General features: G+C 59.9%; 23 protein-coding genes. 6 read left to right on the plus strand and 17 right to left on the minus strand.

The genetic code is table 11. The features are described from left to right. Positions 1 to 10: 10 nt before the first annotated feature. The 11 genes from HHJ17_RS01520 to HHJ17_RS01570 all read right to left on the minus strand — a co-directional run bounded on the left by HHJ17_RS01520 (position 11) and on the right by HHJ17_RS01570 (position 12,667). On the minus strand, positions 11 to 745 hold the full coding sequence (locus HHJ17_RS01520) for an endonuclease/exonuclease/phosphatase family protein (RefSeq protein WP_296504806.1): 735 nt from the start codon (positions 743 to 745) through the stop codon (positions 11 to 13). Next, on the minus strand, positions 742 to 1,221 hold the full coding sequence (gene nudB, locus HHJ17_RS01525; RefSeq protein WP_296504807.1) for a dihydroneopterin triphosphate diphosphatase: 480 nt from the start codon (positions 1,219 to 1,221) through the stop codon (positions 742 to 744). Before nudB ends, HHJ17_RS01520 begins: the two co-directional genes overlap by 4 nt. Positions 1,222 to 1,295: 74 nt before the next feature. Then, positions 1,296 to 3,110: an aspartate--tRNA ligase gene (gene aspS / locus HHJ17_RS01530; protein ID WP_296504808.1), complete on the minus strand. Its 1,815-nt coding sequence runs from the start codon at positions 3,108 to 3,110 to the stop codon at positions 1,296 to 1,298. Between the two features lie 48 nt (positions 3,111 to 3,158). Then, positions 3,159 to 3,794, minus strand: coding sequence for a DUF502 domain-containing protein (locus HHJ17_RS01535; RefSeq protein WP_296500633.1), 636 nt, complete (start codon positions 3,792 to 3,794; stop codon positions 3,159 to 3,161). Between the two features lie 36 nt (positions 3,795 to 3,830). Further along, positions 3,831 to 4,178 carry an FmdB family zinc ribbon protein gene (locus HHJ17_RS01540; RefSeq protein WP_296500393.1) on the minus strand — a complete coding sequence of 116 codons (348 nt, stop codon included), beginning with the start codon at positions 4,176 to 4,178 and terminating at the stop codon, positions 3,831 to 3,833. Positions 4,179 to 4,247: 69 nt separating this feature from the next. Next, complete coding sequence (gene ubiB, locus HHJ17_RS01545) at positions 4,248 to 5,813, minus strand: ubiquinone biosynthesis regulatory protein kinase UbiB (RefSeq protein WP_296500396.1); 1,566 nt, start codon at positions 5,811 to 5,813, stop codon at positions 4,248 to 4,250. Next, positions 5,810 to 6,361 (minus strand): hypothetical protein, encoded by a 552-nt coding sequence (locus tag HHJ17_RS01550; protein ID WP_296500398.1) that lies wholly within the window; start codon positions 6,359 to 6,361, stop codon positions 5,810 to 5,812. The genes ubiB and HHJ17_RS01550 overlap by 4 nt, the downstream gene beginning before the upstream one ends. 68 nt (positions 6,362 to 6,429) lie before the next feature. Further along, a complete protein-coding gene (locus HHJ17_RS01555; RefSeq protein ID WP_296500400.1) occupies positions 6,430 to 7,407 on the minus strand; it encodes a Tim44 domain-containing protein in 978 nt (325 codons plus the stop codon). Positions 7,408 to 7,462: 55 nt separating this feature from the next. Continuing rightward, positions 7,463 to 8,194: a bifunctional demethylmenaquinone methyltransferase/2-methoxy-6-polyprenyl-1,4-benzoquinol methylase UbiE gene (gene ubiE / locus HHJ17_RS01560; protein ID WP_296500401.1), complete on the minus strand. Its 732-nt coding sequence runs from the start codon at positions 8,192 to 8,194 to the stop codon at positions 7,463 to 7,465. 145 nt (positions 8,195 to 8,339) lie between these two features. Continuing rightward, positions 8,340 to 8,753 (minus strand): DUF971 domain-containing protein, encoded by a 414-nt coding sequence (locus tag HHJ17_RS01565; protein WP_296500402.1) that lies wholly within the window; start codon positions 8,751 to 8,753, stop codon positions 8,340 to 8,342. A 23-nt stretch (positions 8,754 to 8,776) separates the two neighbouring features. Beyond that, positions 8,777 to 12,667: an FAD/FMN-binding oxidoreductase gene (locus HHJ17_RS01570; protein WP_296500404.1), complete on the minus strand. Its 3,891-nt coding sequence runs from the start codon at positions 12,665 to 12,667 to the stop codon at positions 8,777 to 8,779. 192 nt (positions 12,668 to 12,859) lie between these two features. Here HHJ17_RS01570 and ugpQ point away from each other — a divergent pair, with 192 nt between their 5' ends. Continuing rightward, entirely contained in the window at positions 12,860 to 13,642 is a 783-nt protein-coding gene (gene ugpQ / locus HHJ17_RS01575) for a glycerophosphodiester phosphodiesterase (RefSeq protein WP_296500406.1), read from the plus strand. Here ugpQ and HHJ17_RS01580 read toward each other — a convergent pair. Beyond that, entirely contained in the window at positions 13,639 to 14,214 is a 576-nt protein-coding gene (locus HHJ17_RS01580; protein ID WP_296500407.1) for a rhodanese-like domain-containing protein, read from the minus strand. The two genes, ugpQ and HHJ17_RS01580, sit on opposite strands and share 4 nt — an antisense overlap. A 108-nt stretch (positions 14,215 to 14,322) precedes the next feature. Next, positions 14,323 to 14,598: a hypothetical protein gene (locus HHJ17_RS01585; protein WP_296500408.1), complete on the minus strand. Its 276-nt coding sequence runs from the start codon at positions 14,596 to 14,598 to the stop codon at positions 14,323 to 14,325. 71 nt (positions 14,599 to 14,669) lie between these two features. Between HHJ17_RS01585 and hemA the strand changes: the two genes are divergently transcribed. After that, positions 14,670 to 15,929 carry a glutamyl-tRNA reductase gene (gene hemA, locus HHJ17_RS01590; protein ID WP_296500409.1) on the plus strand — a complete coding sequence of 420 codons (1,260 nt, stop codon included), beginning with the start codon at positions 14,670 to 14,672 and terminating at the stop codon, positions 15,927 to 15,929. Positions 15,930 to 16,121: 192 nt separating this feature from the next. Continuing rightward, positions 16,122 to 17,219: a peptide chain release factor 1 gene (gene prfA / locus HHJ17_RS01595; protein ID WP_296500411.1), complete on the plus strand. Its 1,098-nt coding sequence runs from the start codon at positions 16,122 to 16,124 to the stop codon at positions 17,217 to 17,219. An 11-nt stretch (positions 17,220 to 17,230) separates the two neighbouring features. On the opposite strand, the gene HHJ17_RS01600 is transcribed toward prfA, so the two are convergent. After that, the gene (locus HHJ17_RS01600; protein WP_296500413.1) at positions 17,231 to 17,473 is read right to left on the minus strand and encodes a hypothetical protein; all 243 of its coding nucleotides are present in this window, start codon (positions 17,471 to 17,473) and stop codon (positions 17,231 to 17,233) included. A 54-nt stretch (positions 17,474 to 17,527) separates the two neighbouring features. Here HHJ17_RS01600 and prmC point away from each other — a divergent pair, with 54 nt between their 5' ends. Continuing rightward, entirely contained in the window at positions 17,528 to 18,409 is an 882-nt protein-coding gene (gene prmC, locus HHJ17_RS01605) for a peptide chain release factor N(5)-glutamine methyltransferase (protein WP_296500415.1), read from the plus strand. 15 nt (positions 18,410 to 18,424) lie between these two features. On the opposite strand, the gene HHJ17_RS01610 is transcribed toward prmC, so the two are convergent. Next, on the minus strand, positions 18,425 to 18,901 hold the full coding sequence (locus HHJ17_RS01610) for a peptidylprolyl isomerase (protein ID WP_296500417.1): 477 nt from the start codon (positions 18,899 to 18,901) through the stop codon (positions 18,425 to 18,427). Positions 18,902 to 19,156: 255 nt separating this feature from the next. Between HHJ17_RS01610 and grxD the strand changes: the two genes are divergently transcribed. Continuing rightward, positions 19,157 to 19,480: a Grx4 family monothiol glutaredoxin gene (grxD, locus tag HHJ17_RS01615; protein ID WP_296500419.1), complete on the plus strand. Its 324-nt coding sequence runs from the start codon at positions 19,157 to 19,159 to the stop codon at positions 19,478 to 19,480. 66 nt (positions 19,481 to 19,546) lie between these two features. Here grxD and HHJ17_RS01620 read toward each other — a convergent pair whose 3' ends face one another. Both HHJ17_RS01620 and HHJ17_RS01625 read right to left on the minus strand, forming a co-directional pair. After that, positions 19,547 to 20,191, minus strand: coding sequence for a lytic transglycosylase domain-containing protein (locus HHJ17_RS01620; RefSeq protein ID WP_296500421.1), 645 nt, complete (start codon positions 20,189 to 20,191; stop codon positions 19,547 to 19,549). Further along, positions 20,188 to 21,930, minus strand: coding sequence for a proline--tRNA ligase (locus HHJ17_RS01625; RefSeq protein WP_296500424.1), 1,743 nt, complete (start codon positions 21,928 to 21,930; stop codon positions 20,188 to 20,190). Before HHJ17_RS01625 ends, HHJ17_RS01620 begins: the two co-directional genes overlap by 4 nt. Positions 21,931 to 22,023: 93 nt before the next feature. Between HHJ17_RS01625 and HHJ17_RS01630 the strand changes: the two genes are divergently transcribed. Next, on the plus strand, positions 22,024 to 22,647 hold the full coding sequence (locus tag HHJ17_RS01630) for an RNA pyrophosphohydrolase (RefSeq protein WP_296504809.1): 624 nt from the start codon (positions 22,024 to 22,026) through the stop codon (positions 22,645 to 22,647). The last annotated feature ends 6 nt before the right edge of the window (positions 22,648 to 22,653 follow it).

The following is a 22,653-nucleotide window of genomic DNA, read 5'->3' on the forward strand; positions in this document are numbered from 1 at the left end:
GGGAACGCTTCTAAATTGGGAGGGCAAACTCAGCAATCAGTGGCAAGTGATCCGACATGCGCCACCAGATGCGTCCGCTGGGCACTTGTACCGTCAAGGGCGTCAGGCCTCTGGCATACACATAGTCCAACTGCACCAGTGGCAGCCGCGCCGGGAAAGTGGGTTGTCGCGCGCCCTCAAATGCTCTCAAATTGACGGTATTCAGCACACGCTTCACCAGCGCGCCCCAGTCATTGAAGTCGCCCGCGACCAGCAGCGGTGCCGTTGGCGGTACTTCGCGCTCGATAAAGCGCTGCAACTGCGCCAACTGCCGGGCACGGCTGCCCCGAACCAGCCCCAGGTGAACCACCAGCACATGCACCGACTGCCCATGCACCATGACCTCAACATGCAGCAAACCACGCTGCTCAAAACGATGATCAGAAATGTCTTCGTGCTGGTGCGTCACCACGGGCCAGCGCGACAACAAGGCATTGCCGTGCTCGCCGTGCTTGGTGAAGGCGTTGGTGCGGTACACCGCCTCGTAACCTTCCGGCGCCAGAAAATCGGCTTGCGGCATCTCAGGCCAGCGTGTGAAATGTTGCGCCTCGCTCCGATTCAACTTGCGCACCTCCTGCAGACACACAATGTCGGCATCCAGTTGCTCGACGGCGTGGCCCAGATTGTGAATTTCCAGCCTGCGCTGCGGCCCGACACCTTGCACGCCCTTGTGAATGTTGTAGGTGGCAATACGAACGATATTCATGCTTGAACCGCCAATGTAGCCAACCTCGGCAACATCAAACAAGCCTCCGCGTTGGACGGTGAAAAACAGGCCTCAGCAGCCTGACGGTAAGGTAGCCACTGGTAGTCCGTATGTTCGCGTGGACTCAAGCGCACGGTGGTTCCGGCCGGCACCTTCAAACCAAACAAATGTTCGGTGTTGCGCGTGACACCCGGCGCGTAACGGTGCTGCCAGCGCGGATAAATGTCATAGACGTTTTCCAGCTGCCAATCCAGCAGGCTGTTGGGCAACGGTGTGTCGGGCCCGCAGTCAATGCCGGTTTCTTCAAACACTTCGCGCACCGCTGTTTGCACGAAGGGTTCTTCCAGCGCATCTTTGCTGCCGGTAACGGATTGCCAAAAATCGGAAGCATCGGCCCGCTTGATCAACAACACGTCCAGCGCCGGGGTGTAAATCACCACCAGGACGGATTCGGGAATTTTGTAAGCAATAGACATAAATACGAACCATGAAAAAGGGCGCTTAGTGAGCGCCCTTTCATTCTGCCTGAAGCCTCCCGGCCCGGACTTGATTAAACCGCTTTGGTCAGCTCGGTCGGACGCAGCCGGATGTGCAATTCGCGCAACTGCTTCTCTTCCACCGTGCTGGGGGCCTGCGTCAGCAAGCATTGGGCGCGCTGGGTTTTCGGGAAAGCAATCACATCACGAATGGACTCGGCACCGGTCATGAGAGTGACGATGCGGTCCAGGCCAAAGGCCAGACCACCATGGGGTGGCGCGCCATACTGCAGGGCGTCGAGCAGGAAGCCAAACTTGTCTTGCGCTTCTTCGGGGGTAATTTTCAGCGCATCGAACACTTTTTGCTGCACGTCAGCACGGTGGATACGGACGGAGCCGCCGCCCATTTCCCAGCCATTGAGCACCATGTCGTAACCTTGCGAGATGCATTTCTCGGGGGCGGTGACCATCCAGTCTTCATGGCCCTCTTTAGGCGCCGTGAAAGGATGATGCACAGCAGAGTAGCGCTGATTTTCTTCGTCGTACTCAAACATCGGGAAGTCAACCACCCACAGCGGACGCCATGATTTCTCGAACAAGCCGTTCTTTTTGCCAAACTCGCTGTGTCCGATCTTGATGCGCAAGGCACCAATGGCGTCATTGACGATCTTGGCCTTGTCGGCGCCAAAGAAGATCAAATCGCCATTCTGGGCGCCGGTGCGCGTCAGCACTTCCGCCAGCGCCTTGTCATGAATATTTTTAACGATCGGTGACTGCAAGCCTTCACGGCCTTTCGCCAGATCATTGACCTTGATGTAGGCCAAGCCCTTGGCGCCGTATATCTTGACAAACTCGGTGTAAGCATCCACCTCGCTGCGGCTCAGGCCACCGGTTTCACGGGCGCCACCGGGAACGCGCAGACCGACCACACGGCCGTCCTTCATGGTGGCCGCACCGGCGAACACCTTGAAGTCCACGTCGGTCATGACGTCAGTCAGTTCGGTGAATTCGAGATTCACGCGCAGGTCCGGCTTGTCCGAACCGTAACGGTGAGCGGCCTCCTGGAACGTCATCACCGGGAATTCACCCAGGTCCACATTCAGGGTGTTCTTGAACACGGTGGTGATCATGCCCTGGAACATGTCGCGGATTTCCTGCTCGCTCAGGAATGAAGTTTCAATATCGATCTGCGTGAATTCGGGCTGACGGTCTGCGCGCAGATCTTCGTCGCGGAAGCACTTGGTAATCTGGTAGTAGCGGTCATAGCCGGCCACCATCAACAACTGCTTGAACAGCTGGGGGCTTTGTGGCAAGGCAAAAAAGTGACCTTCATGCACGCGGCTGGGTACCAGGTAATCGCGCGCCCCTTCGGGGGTGGACTTGCCCAGCATCGGGGTTTCGATGTCAATGAAGCCATTGGCATCCAGAAACTTGCGCACTTCCATCGACACGCGGTAACGCAGCATCAGGTTGTTTTGCATGTAGGGGCGGCGCAGGTCCAGCACCCGGTGCGTCAGACGCGTGGTCTCACTCAGGTTCTCGTCATCCAACTGGAACGGTGGTGTCACCGACGGATTGAGCACGTTCAACTCTTGACACAGCACTTCGATCTTGCCGCTCTTGAGGTTGTCGTTGACCGTGCCTTCAGGACGGGCACGCACCAAGCCTTTGATCTGGATACAGAACTCATTGCGCAAGCCCTCAGCGGTCTTGAACATCTCGGCACGGTCTGGGTCACACACCACTTGCACGTAACCTTCGCGGTCACGGATGTCGACAAAAATCACGCCACCATGGTCGCGACGACGGTTAACCCAACCGCAAAGAGTGACGGTTTCGCCCAACAGGGCATCGGTCACAAGACCGCAATAGTGGGAGCGCATGGCCATGGACAGCTTTCAAAGCCCGCCCCAAGAGGCGGCACAGGTTATCAAAAATTATTTGGAGGAAACGTCAACGGCAACCGATGGAGCCACGGAGCCCATGGAAATCACATAGGTCAGCGCTTCATCCACACTCATGTGCAGTTCGATGATTTCGGAACGGGGCAACATCAGAAAAAAGCCACTGGTGGGGTTGGGCGTGGTGGGCACATAGACACTCACCAGGTCCGCCCCCAGATGCTCAGCAACCTCACCACCCGGTGTGCCGGTCTGAAACGCGATGGTCCAGACACCGGCCCGGGGATACTGGACCAGCATGGCGGTGCGAAACGCATTGCCATTGCTGGAAAAAAGTGTGTCGGACACTTTTTTTACGCTGTTGTAAATCGATTTAAAAACCGGGATATTGGTGAACAGCTTGCTCCATTGCTGGAGCCACCATCGTCCCGCCACATTGGAAACGAAAGCCCCCGTCAGCAGCAAGGCAGAAAAAACCAGGATCACACCCAAGCCCGGAATGTGGCGCAACTGCTCAATCACGGCGCCCGTCGACTCCGAGGAGAAGGCGGAAAGTCCGGTCAAGATACCGCCAAAAATGGCATCGAGCAGACCCACCAGCCACAACAACACCCAGATGGTGAGCGTCAGAGGCAGCCAAGCCAGCAGGCCGGTGAGCAGATACTTTTTAATTGGCACAGAAATCCCCAGAGTTTTGCAGGCAACGGGTCAATGGCAGGCGCAAGAGCCACCGCAGCCACCCGAGGCAGAGGGCGGTGTCGAATCGGATTTGGCCGGCGAACTCTCGCTCGGTTTGCTGCTTTCGGTCGTCTTCGACGCAGCATCCGAGCCACTGGAAGTGGCGGTGGTCGCTGGCACGGATGTCCCAGAGGTGCCACCCTTGAAGTCAGTGGCGTACCAACCGGAACCTTTGAGCTGAAAGCCCGCAGCCGTCAGTTGCTTCTTGAAGGCGGATGCGCCGCAGGACGGACAGTCCGTCAGAAGCGGGTCTGACATTTTTTGCAATACATCCTTGGCAAACCCGCAGGACTCGCATTTATAGGCGTAAATAGGCATGACGATTAGGCTCGGATTTCAAGTAGCAAAGCGTCAAATTATAAGGCGTGGCACCCCAAGCCGACCCAGCTAGAGAACATGAACCCGAACGATCACCTGCATGACCACCAAGCCGAGGACAAAGCCAACGCAGCCAAACAGGAGCGACTGCAGCAGACGGTTGGTGCGTTTTTGTTCCACCAGCAGCTCATGAAGCGCATGGCCGGAGCCCGACTTGCTTTGTTGCAGAAAATCGAACAGCAGCCGCGGCAGCTCCGGTAACAGCTTGGCGTAGCGTGGCGCTTCATTGCGCAACTGGTCGATCAGCTTTTTAGGGCCCAGCTGATCAATCATCCACTTCTCAAGAAACGGCTTGGCTGTCGCCCAAAGGTCCAATTCAGGGTCCAGTTGCCGCCCCAGGCCTTCAATATTAAGCAGTGTTTTTTGCAACAACACCAACTGCGGTTGGATTTCAACATGGAAGCGGCGCGAGGTTTGAAACAAGCGCATCAGCACCAGTCCGAGCGAGATTTCCTTGAGCGGGCGGTCAAAGTAAGGCTCGCAGACCGAACGAATGGCCGACTCCAGCTCATCCACCCGCGTCGCCGCCGGCACCCAGCCGGACTCGATATGCAACTCGGCCACGCGTTTATAGTCACGCCGGAAAAAAGCCGTGAAATTTTGCGCCAGATACTCTTTATCGGTCTCGGTCAGCGTGCCGACAATGCCAAAGTCCAGCGAGATATAACGCCCAAACGTGGCCGGGTCAATGCTGACCTGAATGTTGCCCGGGTGCATGTCGGCATGAAAAAAGCCGTCCCGAAACACCTGGGTGAAGAAAATGGTGACACCGTCCCGCGCCAGCTTCGGAATATCCACCCCCGCCGCACGCAGGCGCTCCACCTGGCTGATCGGAACGCCTTTCATGCGCTCCATCACAATGACTTCGGTGGCGCAGTAATCCCAGAACATCTCGGGAATCAGCACCAGGTCCAGCCCGGTCATGTTGCGGCGCAGTTGCGCGGCGCTGGACGCCTCCCGCACCAGATCGAGCTCGTCATGCAGGTACTTGTCAAATTCAGCTACCACTTCGCGCGGTTTGAGGCGCTTGCCGTCGTTGGAAAGCCCTTCCACCCAGCCCGCCATCATGCGCATCAGGCTCAGGTCTTTTTCAATCGCCGAGAGCATGCCGGGCCGCAACACCTTGACGGCGACCTCACGGGCCTGGCCAGTCCGGTCTTTGAGCACCGCAAAATGCACTTGCGCAATTGAGGCACTGGCAATCGGCGCCCGGTCAAAGGAAACAAAAATGTCATCGACTTTTTTGTTGAACGCACGCTCAATGGTGGCAATGGCAATGTCGCTGCCAAACGGCGGCACGCGGTCTTGCAGGCGGGCCAACTCATCGGCAATATCTACCGGCATCAAGTCGCGTCGGGTCGATAACACCTGCCCGAACTTGACGAAGATGGGGCCGAGACGCTCCAGCGCCTCGCGAATACGCTGACCACGGGGCGCATCCAGGTTGCGCCCGATCGACACGATGCGGGCGATGGCGTGCAGCCAGGGTTTCTGGAAACTCGTCAGGAACAACTCGTCCAGACCGTAACGCAACATCACCCAGACAATGAAAACGCCCCGAAACAGGCGGGTCACGTCTGCGCCTTCTCGGCGCCGGAGGCTGCCGCCGTGCCAATGAACTGACGCAAGGCCTGCGCCATGCCGCGAGCGGCTTGGCCCAAGGTGTGGGCCGGCGCATCGCCGATGACCCGGGAAAGATCCTCCTCCAGATCCCAGCGAACATGGTCAGCCAGCCAGTTCACCTCGGCCGCCAGTTGCACGTCACCCTCGATACGCACCGCCGGCTTGTCGCCGCGCAGCGCCGTTTGCGCCAGCACAAAGGGAGATTCTTCGGTCACCGCCAACACCAGATCGGCTTTGGCCTCAGCGGGCGCCCGATCCAGCAGACCTGCCGGCGTTGCTATTAATTTAAGAGCAAATGAACGCCACTGCATGAGGACGACACGTCCTTTTTGCCTTGCCAGGCGACTGGTTGCCTCTTTTTCCTGGACCAGGATGTGGTTCAACAGCAGGACGATGCGGCGCTGTGCCTCATCAACCGCCCAAACCGGAGGTTGCAAATTGGGGAGGGGAAGGTTCTGAAGGAGACCCTCCAGCATGAGAAAAGGGGACTGTGTTGCCATAGTCCCCTATTATTCCCTGTTTATGCGCTGAAATCGTCCCCGCGCAGGCGGGACGATCAGACTTTGGCCTATTGCAAGGCTTGCACCCCGGCCACCAACCAGCCGCTGTGACCGCTTTTAGGCTTGGTCATGTTCCACACTTCGCGGAACGGGCTCGGGCCCGAAGAGGGCTCTTCACGGATCATGCCAGAAAACTCGACACTGACCATGTAGTCGTCACCCAGATCTTCAATGCCCAGCAATTGGGCTTCGATCATGACGACATCAGTCATGTTGACCGGACCACCGGTGTGGACTTCACGCTCGGCGAGCTGCGCCTGAATCTCTTTGAGCATGGTGTCGGTCATCATGACGCGCAAGGCATCGATGTCCGACTTGTCCCACGCCGCCTGCAGCGACACAAAATTAGCTTTGGCTGACTTAAGGAAGCCCTCGGTATCAAAGCCGGCGGGAACGCCCCAACTTTGTGAGCCACCCAAGCCGGAGCCGATCATCGAGCCAGATGCATCAGACGCCGATTTCGTGCTGTCAAATGCCAAATTGTTGCGTTCCCAAGGGCGCGCAGAGGCATCATTACCGACATTTTCCGGACGATAGGTGGCGGGGATCTGGGCAATGCTGGCGGGTGAAGCACCCTGAAAGGCAAACGGTGAGTTGCCCGCGTTACCAGATTGACCCGATTGGGCCGCCTTACGCGACTTCATGAACCAGCCAACGGCCACCATGATCAGCAGCGCCAGCAGGGCAAACATCATGAACTGGCCTGCGGCAGCCCCCAAGCCCAGAGAGCTGGCCAGCCAGGCCAAGCCCAAGCCAGCGGCCAAACCGCCCAGCATGGCACCCCAAGGGCGTTTCGGCGCAGCGGCGGCAGCCGGAGCGGCGGGCGCGGGCGCTTTGGTGGCGCCTTGCGCCGGTGCGGCCTGACGTTGCGTCACATTAGTGGATTGCTGACCAATCGACTTTCCGCTCCCAAAACGTTTTGCGGCCTCGGCATTGAAGCCGGCCAATATTAAAAATACGGCTAATAGCAAAGACCAAAATTTCATAATGACTCCAAAAGGTTCTTGTCGCAGGTGGTAATTATTTACAAAATTACAAGTTTCAGCACTTGATTCCAGCATGCAAGGCTACCAGCCCGCCGCTGAGGTTGTGATAGTCCACATGGCCAAAGCCATTATTTTTCATCAGGGCTTTCAATTCCTCCTGCCCCGGGTGCATGCGAATCGACTCGGCCAAGTAGCGGTAACTGGCATCGTCACCCGCTACCAGTTTCCCCAACTTAGGTAAAACCTTGAAGGAATACCAGTCATAAATTTTTTCCAGCGGCGGCGCCACCTTGGAAAACTCGAGCACCAGCAACTTGCCACCCGGCTTGAGAACCCGGTTCATCTCGGCCAGCGCCACGTCTTTGTGCGTCATGTTGCGCAGGCCAAAGGCCACGCTCACCACATCAAAATGGTTGCTGGGAAACGGCAGTTTTTCGGCATCACACACCAGGGTCGGCAGCGCTACTCCCGCATCCAGCAGGCGATCGCGCCCGGTGCGCAACATCGCTTCATTGATGTCGGTATGCACCACGCGCCCGCTTTTGCCCACTTTTTTGGAAAAAGCCAATGCCAGATCGCCGGTGCCGCCGGCAATATCGAGCACCTGGTAGCCTTCCTGGATATTCGCCACCAGCACCGTGAACGCCTTCCAGGCGCGGTGCATGCCCATCGACATCAGGTCGTTCATCAAGTCGTACTTGGGCGCGACCGAATCAAACACGCCACGCACGTGCTTTGCTTTTTCGGCCTCGTCAACCGATTGATAACCAAAATGTGTTGTTGTCATGACTGCAATACTAGACGCGAAATACCCAGCCGAAGATGACAAATCTTCGTATCCATGAGTACTTTGCGGTGATTATGATGGAAATACGGCGCTAGCCCCCGCCCCGACTGCGCAAGCAGCTACTATTTAAATAGCAACTAGCGATTTAGTGACTGGCGCAATTGTGTCCGGCTTTCTCCGGCATGGGCGCGTCGCGCTCGACCCCGGCGGCAGCCAGACGGGCCGTGTAGTCGGCCCACAGCTTGTCTTGCTGGGAACCCAGAAAATAGAGGTAGTCCCATGAAAAAATGCCGGAGCTGTGGCCGTCAGAAAACGTCGGTTGTACGGCGTAGTTGCCGACCGGCTCCAGTGCGGTCAGCGCCACCTCACGCTTGCCGCTCTGCAAGACCTCTTGCCCCGGCCCATGGCCCTGCACCTCGGCCGACGGGGAGTACACCCGCATCAGCTCAAACGGAATCCGAAACTCGGCGCCATCAGAAAAACTAATCTCCAGCACCTTGGACTGGCTATGCACCGTCATTGCCTGCGGCGTTGGAGCGCCTGATTGCAAACCTGCCATGAAGATCACCTGCTAAAAAATTATTAAACCAGCACGCGCTCAATGCCGCCGTTGTTGGCCCGTTTGACGTAATCCGGCATCCACTGATCGCCCAGAATCTGGTTCGCCATCTCGACCACGATGTAGTCGGCCTCCAGCAAGCCGTTTTGCAGATCCTCGCCAAAACGGCTCAAGCCTTGCAGGCAGGCCGGGCACGAGGTCAGAATCTTGAGATTTTCCTTCGGCCCCAAGCTCCCTTTTTCGCGCAGCTGGACTTCGTTTTTGCGAATTTCTTCTTCCTTTCGAAAGCGCACCTGGGTGGAAATATCCGGCCGGTTCAGCGCCAGCGTGCCGGACTCGCCGCAGCAGCGCTCGGACTGGATCACGTTGTCGCCCAACAGCGCCTTGACGGTCTTGATTGGCTCCTGCAACTTCATCGGGCTGTGGCACGGGTCGTGGAACATGAAAGCGCCGGCGTTCTGCAGCGTGATGCCCTTCTCCAGCAGGTACTCGTGAATGTCGATGATGCGACTACCGGGGAAAATCTTGTCGAACTCGTAGTCTTGCAACTGGTCGTAGCAGGTGCCGCAGCTCACCACCACGGTCTTGATGTCCAGGTAGTTCAAGGTGTTGGCGACCCGGTGGAACAGCACCCGGTTGTCGGTGATCATCTTCTCGGCCTTGTCGAACTGGCCTGAACCGCGCTGCGGATAGCCGCAGCACAGGTAACCCGGTGGCAGCACCGTCTGCACGCCGGCGTGCCACAGCATGGCCTGCGTGGCCAAGCCGACCTGGCTGAACAGGCGTTCCGAGCCGCAGCCGGGGAAGTAAAACACCGCCTCGGTCTCGGCCGTCGTCGCTTGCGGGTCGCGAATGATCGGCACGTAGTCTTTGTCTTCAATATCGAGCAAGGCGCGCGCCGTCTTTTTCGGCAAGCCGCCAGGCAGTTTCTTGTTGACGAAGTGGATGATCTGCTCTTTGATCGGCGCCGTGCCAACCGTGGCGGGCGGCGCCTTGGTTTGCTTGCGCGAAATGACTTTCATCACGTCGGCGGCCATGCGCTGCGCCTTGATCGCCACGTTGACCATGGCACCGCGGGCCAATTTGATGGTTTCCGGGTTGGTCGCGTTCAGCATGAACATGGCGGCGGCGCCGGCCGGGCGGAAGCTCTTTTTGCCCATCTTGCGCAACAGGTTGCGCATGTTCATGGTGACATCGCCAAAGTCGATGTTCACCGGGCACGGTGACAGGCATTTGTGGCACACGGTGCAGTGGTCGGCCACGTCTTCAAACTCTTGCCAATGGCGAATCGAGATGCCGCGACGCGTCTGCTCTTCGTACAGAAAAGCCTCCACCAGGAGCGAGGTCGCCAGAATCTTGTCGCGCGGGCTGTACAGCAAGTTGGCGCGCGGCACATGGGTGGAACACACCGGTTTGCACTTGCCGCAGCGCAGGCAGTCTTTCACGCTGTCGGCAATGGCGCCAATGTCGCTTTGCTGCATGATCAGCGACTCGTAGCCCATCAAGCCAAAGCTGGGCGTGTAGGCATTGGTCAAATCAGCCTGTAGCCCCCGTCCATCCTGCTTAAGTAGCTCTGAATTTCGCAGCAACTTGCCTTTGTTGAAGCGCCCTTCGGGGTCGACCCGGGCTTTGTATTCGGTGAACGGACGCAGCTCTTCGTCGCTCAAAAACTCCAGCTTGGTGATGCCGATGCCGTGCTCGCCCGAGATCACGCCGTTGAGCGAACGCGCCAGCGCCATGATGCGTTTGACGGCGCCGTGCGCCGCTTGCAGCATTTCGTAGTCGTCGCTGTTGACCGGCAAGTTGGTGTGCACATTGCCGTCGCCGGCATGCATGTGCAGTGCCGCCCAGACGCGGCCCTTGAGCACGCGCTGATGGATCGCATTGCACTCCAGCAGGATCGGCTCAAACGCGCCGCCGGTAAAGATGTTTTGCAGCGGCTCCCGGATTTGCGTCTTCCAGCTGGCGCGCAAGGTGTGGTCCTGCAACTGGGGAAACAGCGTTTCCACGCCCTCCAGCCAACCGGCCCACAGCGTCCGCACGTCGCCCACCAAGGCCAGGGCTTGCGCCACGCGGTCTTCCAGCAATTCAGGCGAAGGAATGCCATTCGCATCGTCGGACTTGCCGAGCGGCAAATTGCCGTTGGCTAAAAACTCGGCCAGCGCATCACACAAGGCGATCTTGTTGCGCAGGCTCAATTCGATGTTGATGCGCTCGATGCCGTCGGTGTATTCGGCCATGCGCGGCAACGGGATCACCACGTCTTCGTTGATCTTGAAGGCGTTGGTGTGGCGGGAAATCGCCGCCGTGCGTTTGCGGTCGGCCCAGAACTTTTTGCGCGCTTCCGGGCTGATGGCGATAAAGCCCTCGCCACTGCGCGAATTGGCAATGCGCACCACTTCCGACGTGGCGCGGGCCACGGCGTCGGCGTCGTCACCGGCAATGTCGCCAAACAGCACCATCTTGGGCAGGCCACCGCGCTTGGACTTGGTGGCATAGCGCACCGCCTTCAGGTAGCGGTCATCCAGATGCTCCAGCCCGGCCAGCAGCACGCCTGAGCGTTTTTGCTCGGCAAACATGAAATCAATGATTTCGACAATGCTGGGCACGGCGTTTTTGGCATTGCCAAAGAACTCCAGGCACACGGTGCGCGTGTGCACCGGCATGCGGTGCACCACCCAACGGGCGCTGGTGATCAGGCCATCGCAGCCTTCTTTTTGAATGCCCGGCAGACCGCTCAGGAATTTATCGGTGACATCCTTGCCCAGGCCTTCCTTGCGGAACGATTTGCCGGGGATGTCGAGCCGCTCGGTACGCAAATGCGTTTTGCCGTCGGCCTTGAAGTATTTCAGCTCAAAACTGGCAATTTCAGCATCGTGAATCTTGCCCAGGTTGTGGTTGAGGCGCGTGACTTCCAGCCATTCGGCCTGCGGCGTCACCATGCGCCAGCTGGCCAGATTGTCCAGCGCGGTGCCCCACAGCACGGCTTTTTTGCCACCGGCATTCATGGCGATGTTGCCGCCAATGCAGGAGGCTTCGGCCGAGGTCGGATCGACCGCAAACACATAACCACCGCGCTCGGCCGCATCGGCCACGCGCTGGGTTACCACACCGGCTTCGGTCCAGACCGTGCCAACCGGCTCGGACAAGCCCGGCAAGGTCACCATCTCGACTTCGGTCATGGCCTCCAACTTTTCGGTGTTGATGACCACGCTCTTCCACGTCAGCGGGATCGCGCCGCCGGTGTAACCGGTGCCGCCGCCCCGCGGGATGATGGTCAGGCCAAGGTCGATACAACCCTTGACCAGCCCCGCCATCTCTTCTTCGGTATCGGGCGTCAGCACGACAAACGGGTATTCCACCCGCCAGTCGGTGGCGTCGGTCACATGACTGACCCTTGAGAGACCGTCGAACTTGATGTTGTCTTTGCCGGTCAAGCGAATGAGCGTGCGCTGCGTCTTGCGGCGCAAGGCGGCGGTTTCAATAAAGGCCGCGTCAAAGGCCTGCACCGCCGCAGTTGCGGCCTTGAGCAACTCGCCCACCAGCGCATCGCGCTCCGGGTCGACGTCAGGCGTGCGGCGTTTTTGCACTTCGCCCAGCCGATGGTGCAAGGCCTCGACCAGCAGCACGCGCCGTTTGGGGTTGTCCAGCAGGTCGTCCTGCAAATAGGGGTTGCGCTGCACCACCCAGACATCGCCCAGCACTTCATACAGCATGCGGGCCGAACGGCCGGTGCGACGCTCGTCGCGCAGACGGTTGAGCCAGTCCCACGCCGGGGCGCCCAGTAGGCGAATCACGATTTCGCGGTCAGAAAACGAGGTGTAGTTGTACGGGATCTCGCGAATGCGCTCGTGCGCAGGCGACATGTGCGCTTGCGCGGACACTAATTGATTGAGCTGAATGGGAGCGTTCATCTTGTTCTGTGGTTGCAGCCAGAACGTGACACGGGGTAACGTGAGGCCCGGCTGGACCGAGATATTACCGCAGCGCAGCATTCACCTGCTGGCTTGACGGGAACTCTGGATCAGGCCCGCCCGAAATAATCGTGTGTTTAATCTGTGGCTCAATGGCCAGACCCGTTTTTACCGATCAAACCCCAGCTGCTTATGCCCATTACTTTTGACAACTGGCCCTACCCTCGCTGGATTGCCCACCGGGGGGCCGGCAAACTGGCGCCCGAAAACACCTTGGCCGCGTTTCGCCTGGGGGCCAGCCACGGCTACCGCATGTTTGAGTGCGACGTCAAGCTGAGTGCCGACGGCATTCCCTTCCTGCTGCACGACGACACGCTCACCCGCACCACCAATGGCCCCGACCTGCTGGGTGCGGCGGCCAGCCCTGTCGCTGGCGACCACGACTGGCGCACCTTGGCGCAACTCGACGCCGGCAACTGGCACGCCCCGGCCTTTGCCGGCGAACCGCTGCCCTGCCTGGAGAACATAGCCCGCTTCTGCCGACACAACGGCTATTTTTTAAACCTTGAAATCAAACCCACGCCCGGGCTGGAGCGCCAGACGGGTGAGGTGGTGGCGAACGCCGTCGCCCGCCTTTGGCAAGGTGCGGCAGTGCCACCACTGTTGACCTCCTTCGACCCGGAAGCGCTGGAGGCGGCCCGCGCTGCGCAAGCGCATTTGCCGCGCGGCCTGTTGCTGGAATCGCTGTGGCTAGGCTGGCTGGAGACCGCCCGCACACTGGGATGTGTCGCCATCGTCTGCGATCACGCCTTGTGGGACCAGTCCAGCGTGACGCAAGCCCAAAGCGCGGGCTTTCGGACGTTGAGTTACACCGTGAACGACGAATCGGAGGCCCAGCGGTTGATCGGCCTCGGCACAGACGGCATCATCACCGACCGGGTGGATTTTTTTGCACCCGGCGCGTTTGACGCTTAAAAGTCGCCTTTAACGACCGGGAAGCCCAGCGCGGCCCAGTCCAGCATGCCGCCACGGTAGTAATAGATGCGGTCAGCCGGAAAACCTTCGCGCGTCATGGCCACGATCGCGCCCGGGCTTTGCGGGCAGGCCGGGCCGTTGCAAAAAGCGTAGACCTTCTTGGCCTTGCTGCAATCCCACTTGCCTGCGGTCTTGCTGCAGCCCAGTTCGTTCAGGCGACCGGCTACTTCGGTGTACACAATGTGCATCGAGCCGGCGATGGTGCCGTTGGCACGGTCTTCCGGCTCGCGCATGTCCACCAGCAGGGCATCGCGGTCATTCATGGCGTTGAGAACTTCGATCTCGCCCACCGGATGCACGCCCGCCACCGGCACCATCGCCTGGATCCAACCCTTGTTTTTGGCGCACGGCGTCATCACGCGGGTGATCACGGTTTCTTCTCCTTTGGCATTTTTCGCCACAAATTTGGTGTCGGTGCCGATGATGCGCAGGTACTCAGGGTCGGCCGCGTGAACGGCTGAGGCCAGGCCACTGGCCAAGACAAGGGCGGCCAGCAAGGTAGGAAATTTCATGGTGTCTCCGGTTTTATGATTGGATCGGAGAGCGTAGCGACACCGGCACTGGCACCGCTGATCCAGATCAATCAGCCGAAAATATTGTGGCCAAGACCCGCCAACAGTTCAACGCCAGCCGCGCAGCATGACCCACTGGCTGGTGGCGCACAACAGCGCCAGGCCGGCGTAGCTGGCCATCTTGCCGTCATTCCCAAAAAACAACAGGCCAAGCCCGAGCACCACCACACCCACTATGAAATTAATAGCTACTTGCGCCCATAGCACGGGGGCTGCAGGCACTTTTTTTATAAATATTCGAGCCACCAGCGTCACCAGCACGGCGATCCAGAGCGCCGGGGCCACGAAATTCAGCAAATGATTCAAGAGGTCAAGCGGGCCCATCAATGCCTATCTTTACGAAAATGAAAAGTGTGTGAATAGTTGTCAACGCAAGCTGATTTTATAATCCGTATATGGCAGTCTGGGCTTTAGGTATCAATCACACGACCGCGCCGCTCGATCTGCGCGGTCGTTTTGCGTTCGCACTCGATCAAATCGAGCCAACTTTGCGCGGCTTACGTGCGTCGCTGGCACGCCAGCCGGAGGCGGCGCTGATCTCCACTTGCAACCGCACCGAGATTTATTGCGCCGGTGAAAAACCCGAGCTGGAGCACACGCTGGACTGGCTGGCCCACTCCGGCGGCATCTCCTCCAGCCTGCTGCGCGCCCACTCTTACACCCTGGAAGACGGTTTTGCCGCACGCCACGCCTTTCGGGTCGCCAGCGGACTGGACTCGATGGTGCTGGGCGAACCGCAAATTCTGGGGCAACTGAAAGACGCCGTCCGTGCCGCCGAGGCTGCCGGTTCGCTGGGCACCACGCTGAGCCAGTTGTTCCAGCGCTCGTTTGCCGTCGCCAAGGAAGTGCGCACCTCGACCGAAATCGGCGCCCACTCCATCAGCATGGCTGCCGCCGCGGTGCGCCTGGCCGGGCAGCTGTTTGAAGACCTGGGCCAGGTGAATATTTTGTTTGTCGGTGCCGGCGAGATGATCGAACTCTGCGCCACCCACTTCGCCGCCAAATCACCCAAAACCATCGCCATTGCCAATCGCACGCTGGAACGCGGCGAAAAGCTGGCCAGCCGTTTTGGGGCTGAGGTCATGCGTCTGGCCGACTTGCCGGAACGGCTGCACGAGTTTGACGCCGTCATCAGCTGCACCGCCAGCACCCTGCCCATCATTGGTCTGGGCGCGGTGGAGCGGGCCCTGAAGCGGCGCAAACGGCGCCCCATGTTCATGGTCGATCTGGCCGTGCCGCGCGACATTGAGCTCGAAGTCAAAGCGCTGGAAGACGTCTACCTGTACACGGTGGACGATCTGGCCGGCGTGGTGCAAACCGCGCAGGCCAGCCGCCAGGCGGCGGTGGCGCAGGCCGAAGCCATTGTGGATGCCGGCGTGCAGAGCTTCATGCACTGGGTCGACCAGCGCAGTTCGGTGCCGCTGATTCAGCAACTCAATGCCCAGGCCGACCAGTGGCGTGCGGCCGAATTGGCCCGCGCCCGCAAACTGCTGGCCAAAGGCGAGGACGTCGACGCCGTGCTGGAAGTGCTCTCCAAAGGGCTGACGCAAAAAATGCTGCACGGCGCCATGGCCGAATTGCATACCGGCGACGCCAGCGCGCGTGAGCGGGCCAGCGCCGCCATTCAGCACTTCTTTTTACGCAAAGAACGTTAGCGACGCTGCCCTGCCGGCCTCTTGGAGCTCGCACTGGTCGAGCTTTGACTGACCACCACCGCGCAGCCAGTCATCCGGGCCCAGTCCGGGGTCTACCTGCCACCCCCTGATTCCCGGCTCGCGCCGCGATGACCGCCCCGACAAGATGCGATCGGCACTCACGTTGCTCGATTGCAAACTGGAACTCACCTGATGAAACCTTTTCTCCGCCAACAACTTGTACGCTACGCCGACCGGCTGGGCGAACTTGAATTCTTGCTCTCGCGCGAGGACATCATGAAAGACATGAAACAGTTCCTGCTGCTGTCGCGCGAGCACACCGATGTCTCGGCCGTCACCACCCGCTGGACGCGCTATCTCCAGCGGGAAGCCGACTTGGCCGCGGCGCAGGACCTGCTGAAAAGTTCGGCCGGCGACGCCGACATGGAAGAAATGGCGCAAGAAGAAATCGACGGCGCCACGACCGAACTGCAGCAACTCGAAGACGAACTGCAACGCATGCTGCTGCCGAAAGATCCGGACGACGCCCGCAACGCCTTCATGGAAATCCGGGCCGGCACCGGCGGTGATGAATCGGCCCTGTTTGCCGGCGATTTGCTGCGCATGTACACGCGCTACTGCGAACGGCGCGGCTGGAAGGCCGAGATCATCAGCGAGTCGGCCAGCGAACTGGGCGGCTACAAAGAGGTGGTGATCCGGATCGAAGGCGAGAATGTGTATGGCGCGCTCAAGTTCGAGTCGGGCGGCCATCGGGTGCAGCGCGTGCCCACCACCGAGACGCAGGGCCGCATCCACACCAGCGCCTGCACGGTGGCGGTGCTGGCCGAGCCGGACGAGGCGGTGGCTATTTCCATCAACCCGTCTGACCTGCGCATCGACACCTACCGCGCCAGCGGCGCCGGCGGCCAGCACATCAACAAGACCGACTCGGCGGTGCGCATCACCCACCTGCCCACCGGCATCGTGGCCGAATGCCAGGAAGGTCGCAGCCAGCACAGCAACAAGGCGCAGGCGCTCAAAGTGCTGACCGCCCGCATCCATGAAAAAGACCGCTCCGAGCGCGCCGCCAAAGACGCCGCCGAGCGCAAGGGCCTGATTGGCACCGGCGACCGCAGCGACCGCATCCGCACCTACAACTTTCCGCAGGGCCGCCTGACCGACCACCGCATCAACCTCACGCTGTACAAATTGCTGTACATCATGGAAGGCGATCTGGACGACGTGGTGGAGGCGCTGCAGGCCTATGAAGCGGCCGAGCAACTGGCGGCGCTGGAAGTGGGCGCCGCATGAAGACCGCCGCCCTAGACCTCCAGCGTATAGACCTGCGCGGCTGCGCGTTCCGCCGCGCTGTGCCCCGCCAGCGCCTGGTCCCACTCCGGTGCAGCACCACTGTGCGCCGGGACGATGCCGTCGGTCGTCGCCACCACATCTTCGGTCGAAGCGTCCATGTCAATGACGTGGAGCCGCTTCGCATCGAACAGGCGGGCGACCATGGAACCACCCGAATCGATCACGATCAAAAATTTCACTGGTGAACTGTGCATGTTGACCCTTGTAACTTCATTCATTCAGGCTGACAGCATACGTCCAGAACGCCCATGTCTGCAATCAGCGCGAACATGAACCGGCCAGGCGCTCCAGACCTGTGCGTGGCGCAGGCCATCGCCACCGCCGTGGCAACCGGTCTGGACCGGCTCGATGCCCAGTTACTGCTGTTGCATGTGCTGGGCAAGCCCGCCCATGACCGGGCCTGGTTGCTGGCCCATGACACCGACGCGCTGTCACCTGCGCAGCGGGCGACATTTGACACCTGCGTGCAACGTCGCGCTGCCGGTGAACCGCTGGCCTACATCACCGGTCACAAGGAGTTTTACGGTCTGGACCTGCGGGTAGACGCCCGCGTGCTGGTGCCCCGGCCAGACACCGAAACGCTGGTGGACTGGGCGCTGGAAGTGCTGGCACCAGCCACCGGTCAGTTGACCGATACCACCGTGCTCGACCTTGGCACCGGCAGCGGCGCCATTGCGCTGGCACTCAAAGCAACCCGGCCTGATCTGACCGTGCGCGCCATTGATTACAGCGACGACGCCTTGGCCGTAGCGCGCGCCAATGCCCAGCGCCTGAACCTCGACGTTCAGTTTCAACAAGGTTCATGGCTGGCGGGCGTCGCGGGCAAGTTCCAGTCGATCGTCTCCAACCCGCCCTACATCGCCGCGCAGGACGAGCACCTGAGCGCCCTCACCCACGAGCCACTGCAGGCGCTGGCCAGTGGTGATGACGGTCTGGACGACCTTCGTCAGATCATCACCCAAGCCCCGGCCTGCTTGCTGGCTGGCGGCTGGCTGCTGCTGGAGCATGGCTACGACCAGGCTGCAGCGGTGCGTGACTTGTTGCGGGCGGCCGGCTTCCGCCATGTCCAGTCGCGGCAAGACCTCAGTGGCATTGAACGCTGCAGCGGTGGACAGCGGCCACAGGCCTGACCGGGCTGTCAGCGATCAGTGGTGGTGTCCGTGTGCGCCATGCACGTGACGGTGCGCAACTTCTTCCTCACTGGCCGCACGCACGTCCGTGACGGTGACGGAAAAGCGCAAGGCCTTGCCCGCCAACGGATGGTTACCGTCCAGCAGGACCTTGTCGCCCTTGATCTTCATCACGGTGAACAACTGGGCGTGTCCATCCGCCCCCTGGCTCTGGAGCTGCCCGCCGACCTTGACGCCGGCTGGAAACTGGGTCTTGGGAATCGTCTGCACCAGGCTCTCGTTGCGCAGGCCAAAGGCGTCTTGCGGCGCCAAGTCAAGCGTGACCTGGAAGCCCGGCACTTGCCCTTCCAGCGCGGCCTCCACCTTCGGGAACGTGTTGTCGTAGCCGCCATGCAGGTAGACCATGGGTTCCGTACTTTGCTCCAGCAGTTTGCCAGCGGTGTCGGCCACCTTGTACAGCAAGGTGACGGCGGTGTTTTTTTCGATTTTCATAGATGTATTTGAGTTGGAACGGTGATTATCCGCCGGCCCTACGGAGGCCTTGACGGATCAATCTCGGGGAAGGCGCAGATGGCCGAAGAAATGCTCGATTTATATAAAATAAGCCTCCAGCCCCCGTCATGTATGCGCAAGTAGCTATTATTTACATAGCACACTAGCGCAACCCCTTCCGCAGTCAGGGTTAACGGCATAACGAAGGGGCTGAAAGTGAAATAATTGCGTTATCTATATACAAGGACTATTGACATGAGTGACGCACAAAAACGCATCGACGAACTGGTGAAATCCAATGAAGTGGTGCTGTTCATGAAGGGCAACGCCAGTTTCCCCCAGTGTGGTTTTTCCGGCCGCGCCATCCAGATTTTGAAGGCTTGTGGCGTGGACCCCAAGACGCTGAAAACCGTCAATGTGCTGGAAGACGACGAAATCCGCGCTGGCATTAAAGATTACAGCAACTGGCCGACCATTCCGCAACTCTACGTCAAGGGCGAGTTCATTGGCGGCTCGGACATCATGATGGAGATGTACGAGAACGGCGAACTGCAGCAGGCGCTGACGGCCAAGGCCTGAGCCATTTGATCCGTCGGGACAGGGCCGGCTGGCAGCGCCAAGCTGCAGCAGCTTGTCCTCGACGGTTCAGGAAGTCACCGACTCCCAGCGCCGCTTGGCGCCGAACACGGCATTCGGGTACGGCGCCTTGCCGCGTGAGCCGTTGTAGCGACCCAGCGCCAGAAACAAGTCACCGTTCTCACGGTTCAGGTAGTGGCGCAAGATCACACAGCCAAAGCGCAGATTGGTCTGCATGTGAAACAGCTTGCCGGCATCGCCATCTCCCAGCACCCGCGTCCAGAACGGCATGACCTGCATGTAGCCGCGGGCCCCCACACTGCTCACCGCAAATTTCCGGAAATTGCTTTCCACCTGGACCAGCCCCAACACCAGCGCCGGATCAAGTCCGGCCCGCCGGCTTTCGTACCAGATGGTTTGCAGGAATTCCTTGCGGACGTTCCAGTCCGGTTTTTGTCGCTTGAGGCGCTCGCTCAGGCCGCCCAACCAGCGCAGGTACTGGAGGCGCGACTCGGTATCCGGAAACTCCGGCACCGGCGGCGCATGGTTGGCAATGGCCGAACTCAAGGCGCTGCGCACCGAGTCCACCAAGGGCTCCTCCATCTGGCGCCCGGCCTGCGCCAGTTCAGGAACGGACAACACGCCCAGCCCGGCGACCAGGGACACCAGGCTGGTGCGCCGGGAGACCAGGCCCGTCACCAGTGACGCGGTCATACCGCCAGTTTGGACTGGAGCAAGCCCAGAATTTCAGAGAAGGAAACGGACGTTGCCGCCGTGTCGCGGCGATGCTGGTATTCAACCTGGCCGTCTTTCAGGCCGCGGTCACCCAGGGTGACGCGATGCGGCACACCGATCAACTCCCAGTCGGCAAACATCGCACCAGGACGCTCACCGCGGTCGTCCAGGATCACGTCCACACCAGCCGCCAGCAGCTCGGCATACAACTTGTCGGCAGCGGCTTTGACATCAGGGAAGCGGTCCGGGCCAATGGGGCACAGCACCACGGTGAACGGCGCCAGTGCGTCCGGCCAGATGATGCCGCGCTCGTCATGGTTTTGCTCAATGGCCGCCGCCGGCAGACGCGTGATACCAATGCCATAGCAACCCATTTCCATGAAACTGGGTTTGCCATTGACGTCCAGAAAGGTGGCATTCATGGCCTGGCTGTATTTGGTGCCGAGGTAGAACACATGGCCGACCTCAATGCCACGCTCGATCGCCAGCACGCCCTGGCCATCAGGTGATGCGTCACCGGCCACGACGTTGCGCAGGTCTGCCACCAGCGCCGGCTCCGGCAGATCGCGACCCCAGTTGACGCCGGTGATGTGGAAATCAGGCTCATTGGCGCCACAAATCCAGTCACTCATGACGGCGACGTCGCGGTCCACCACCAGATTGAGCGGCTTCTTCAAGCCAATCGGGCCCAGGTAGCCGGGCTTGCAGCCAAAGTGGTCTTCAATTTCAGTGAGGGTGGCAAAACGGAATTCAGCCAGACCGGGCAGCTTGCCAACCTTGACTTCGTTCATGTCGTGGTCGCCGCGCAGCAGCAGCAGCCAGACCTGGCTTTTGACGATCTCGCCCTCCTTGTTCAGTGTGTCGGTCGCCAGCACCAGCGATTTAACGGTGTGCTGCAGCGACAGGTTCAACAGTTCGGCCACGTCGGCGCAGGTGCTCTTGCCCGGGGTGGCGGTTTTGGTCATGGACTGCAGCGGCAGGGAGCGTGCCGATTGCGGCGCCAAGGCCTCGGCTTTCTCCATGTTGGCGGCGTAATCGCTGGTCAGGCAATAGACGATGGCATCTTCGCCGGTGGCGGCAATCACCTGAAACTCTTCGCTCAGATCGCCACCAATAGCGCCACTGTCGGCCGCCACGGCACGGTAGGTCAGGCCAAAACGGTCAAAAATTCGGCGGTACGCGGCCGCCATCACCTGGTAACTGGCTTTGGCGGCGGTCGGGTCGCGGTCAAAGCTGTAGGCGTCTTTCATGATGAATTCACGCCCGCGCATCAGGCCAAAGCGCGGACGGCGTTCGTCCCGAAATTTGGTCTGGATCTGGTAGAAGTTCTTTGGCAACTGTTTGTAACTTTTGATTTCCTGGCGCGCGATGTCGGTCACCACTTCTTCGCTGGTCGGCTGGATCACAAAATCACGCCCGTGACGGTCCTTGATGCGCAGCATCTCGGGGCCCATCTTCTCGAAGCGACCGGTCTCGGCCCAGAGTTCGGCGGGTTGCACCACCGGCATGCTCAACTCCACCGCACCGGCGCGGTTCATCTCTTCACGCACGATTTGCTCCACCTTGCGCACAACGCGCAGCCCCATCGGCATCAGGCTGTAGATGCCGGCGCCAAGCTTTTTGATCATGCCGGCGCGCATCATCAGCTTGTGGCTTACCACCTCGGCGTCGGCTGGCGCTTCCTTGAGGGTGGAAATAAAGAATTGGGAGGCTTTCATGGCAGATATCCGGGAAATAACTAAGGGCTACGCCCCTTGATGCCCAGCGCGTGCTGTGCATAATGGACGAAGTTTAAAAATTGGGGTTTGATTATGCTTGACCGGGACGGCTTTAGGCCCAACGTCGGCATCGTCCTGCTCAACCAGAAAAATCAGGTGTTCTGGGGCAAGCGAATTCGTACACACTCATGGCAGTTTCCGCAGGGTGGCATTGACCGGGGCGAAACCCCCGAGCAGGCCATGGTTCGTGAACTTCACGAGGAAGTGGGGCTCTTCCGTGAGCATATTCGCATTGTGGCCCGCACCCGAGACTGGTTGCGCTACGAGGTGCCGGACAGATACATCCGCCGCGATGCGCGCGGCCATTACAAAGGCCAGAAACAAATCTGGTTCTTGCTTCAACTGGTGGGTCACGACTGGGATTTGAACCTGCGCGCCACCGAGCACCCCGAGTTCGATGCTTGGCGCTGGCACGACTACTGGGTGCCACTCGATGCCGTGGTCGAGTTCAAGCGCGGCGTTTACGAAATGGCGTTGACCGAGTTGGCCCGCTACCTACCGCGTAACGAACACAGAAACCGCTTCTTGCGGCAAGGCATGCGGCCGCTCGATCAAGAGCAGGCATTTGAGGCCATGCCAGGTGCCAATTTCGAACTCCCTCCCGGGGGCACGTTCGATCCCGATCCGCAGAGTGGCTACAGCCCTGATACACAGTAAAGACGC

Origin of the sequence: Rhodoferax sp., from assembly GCF_012927445.1 — a bacterium.
Lineage (GTDB): Bacteria > Pseudomonadota > Gammaproteobacteria > Burkholderiales > Burkholderiaceae_C > Rhodoferax.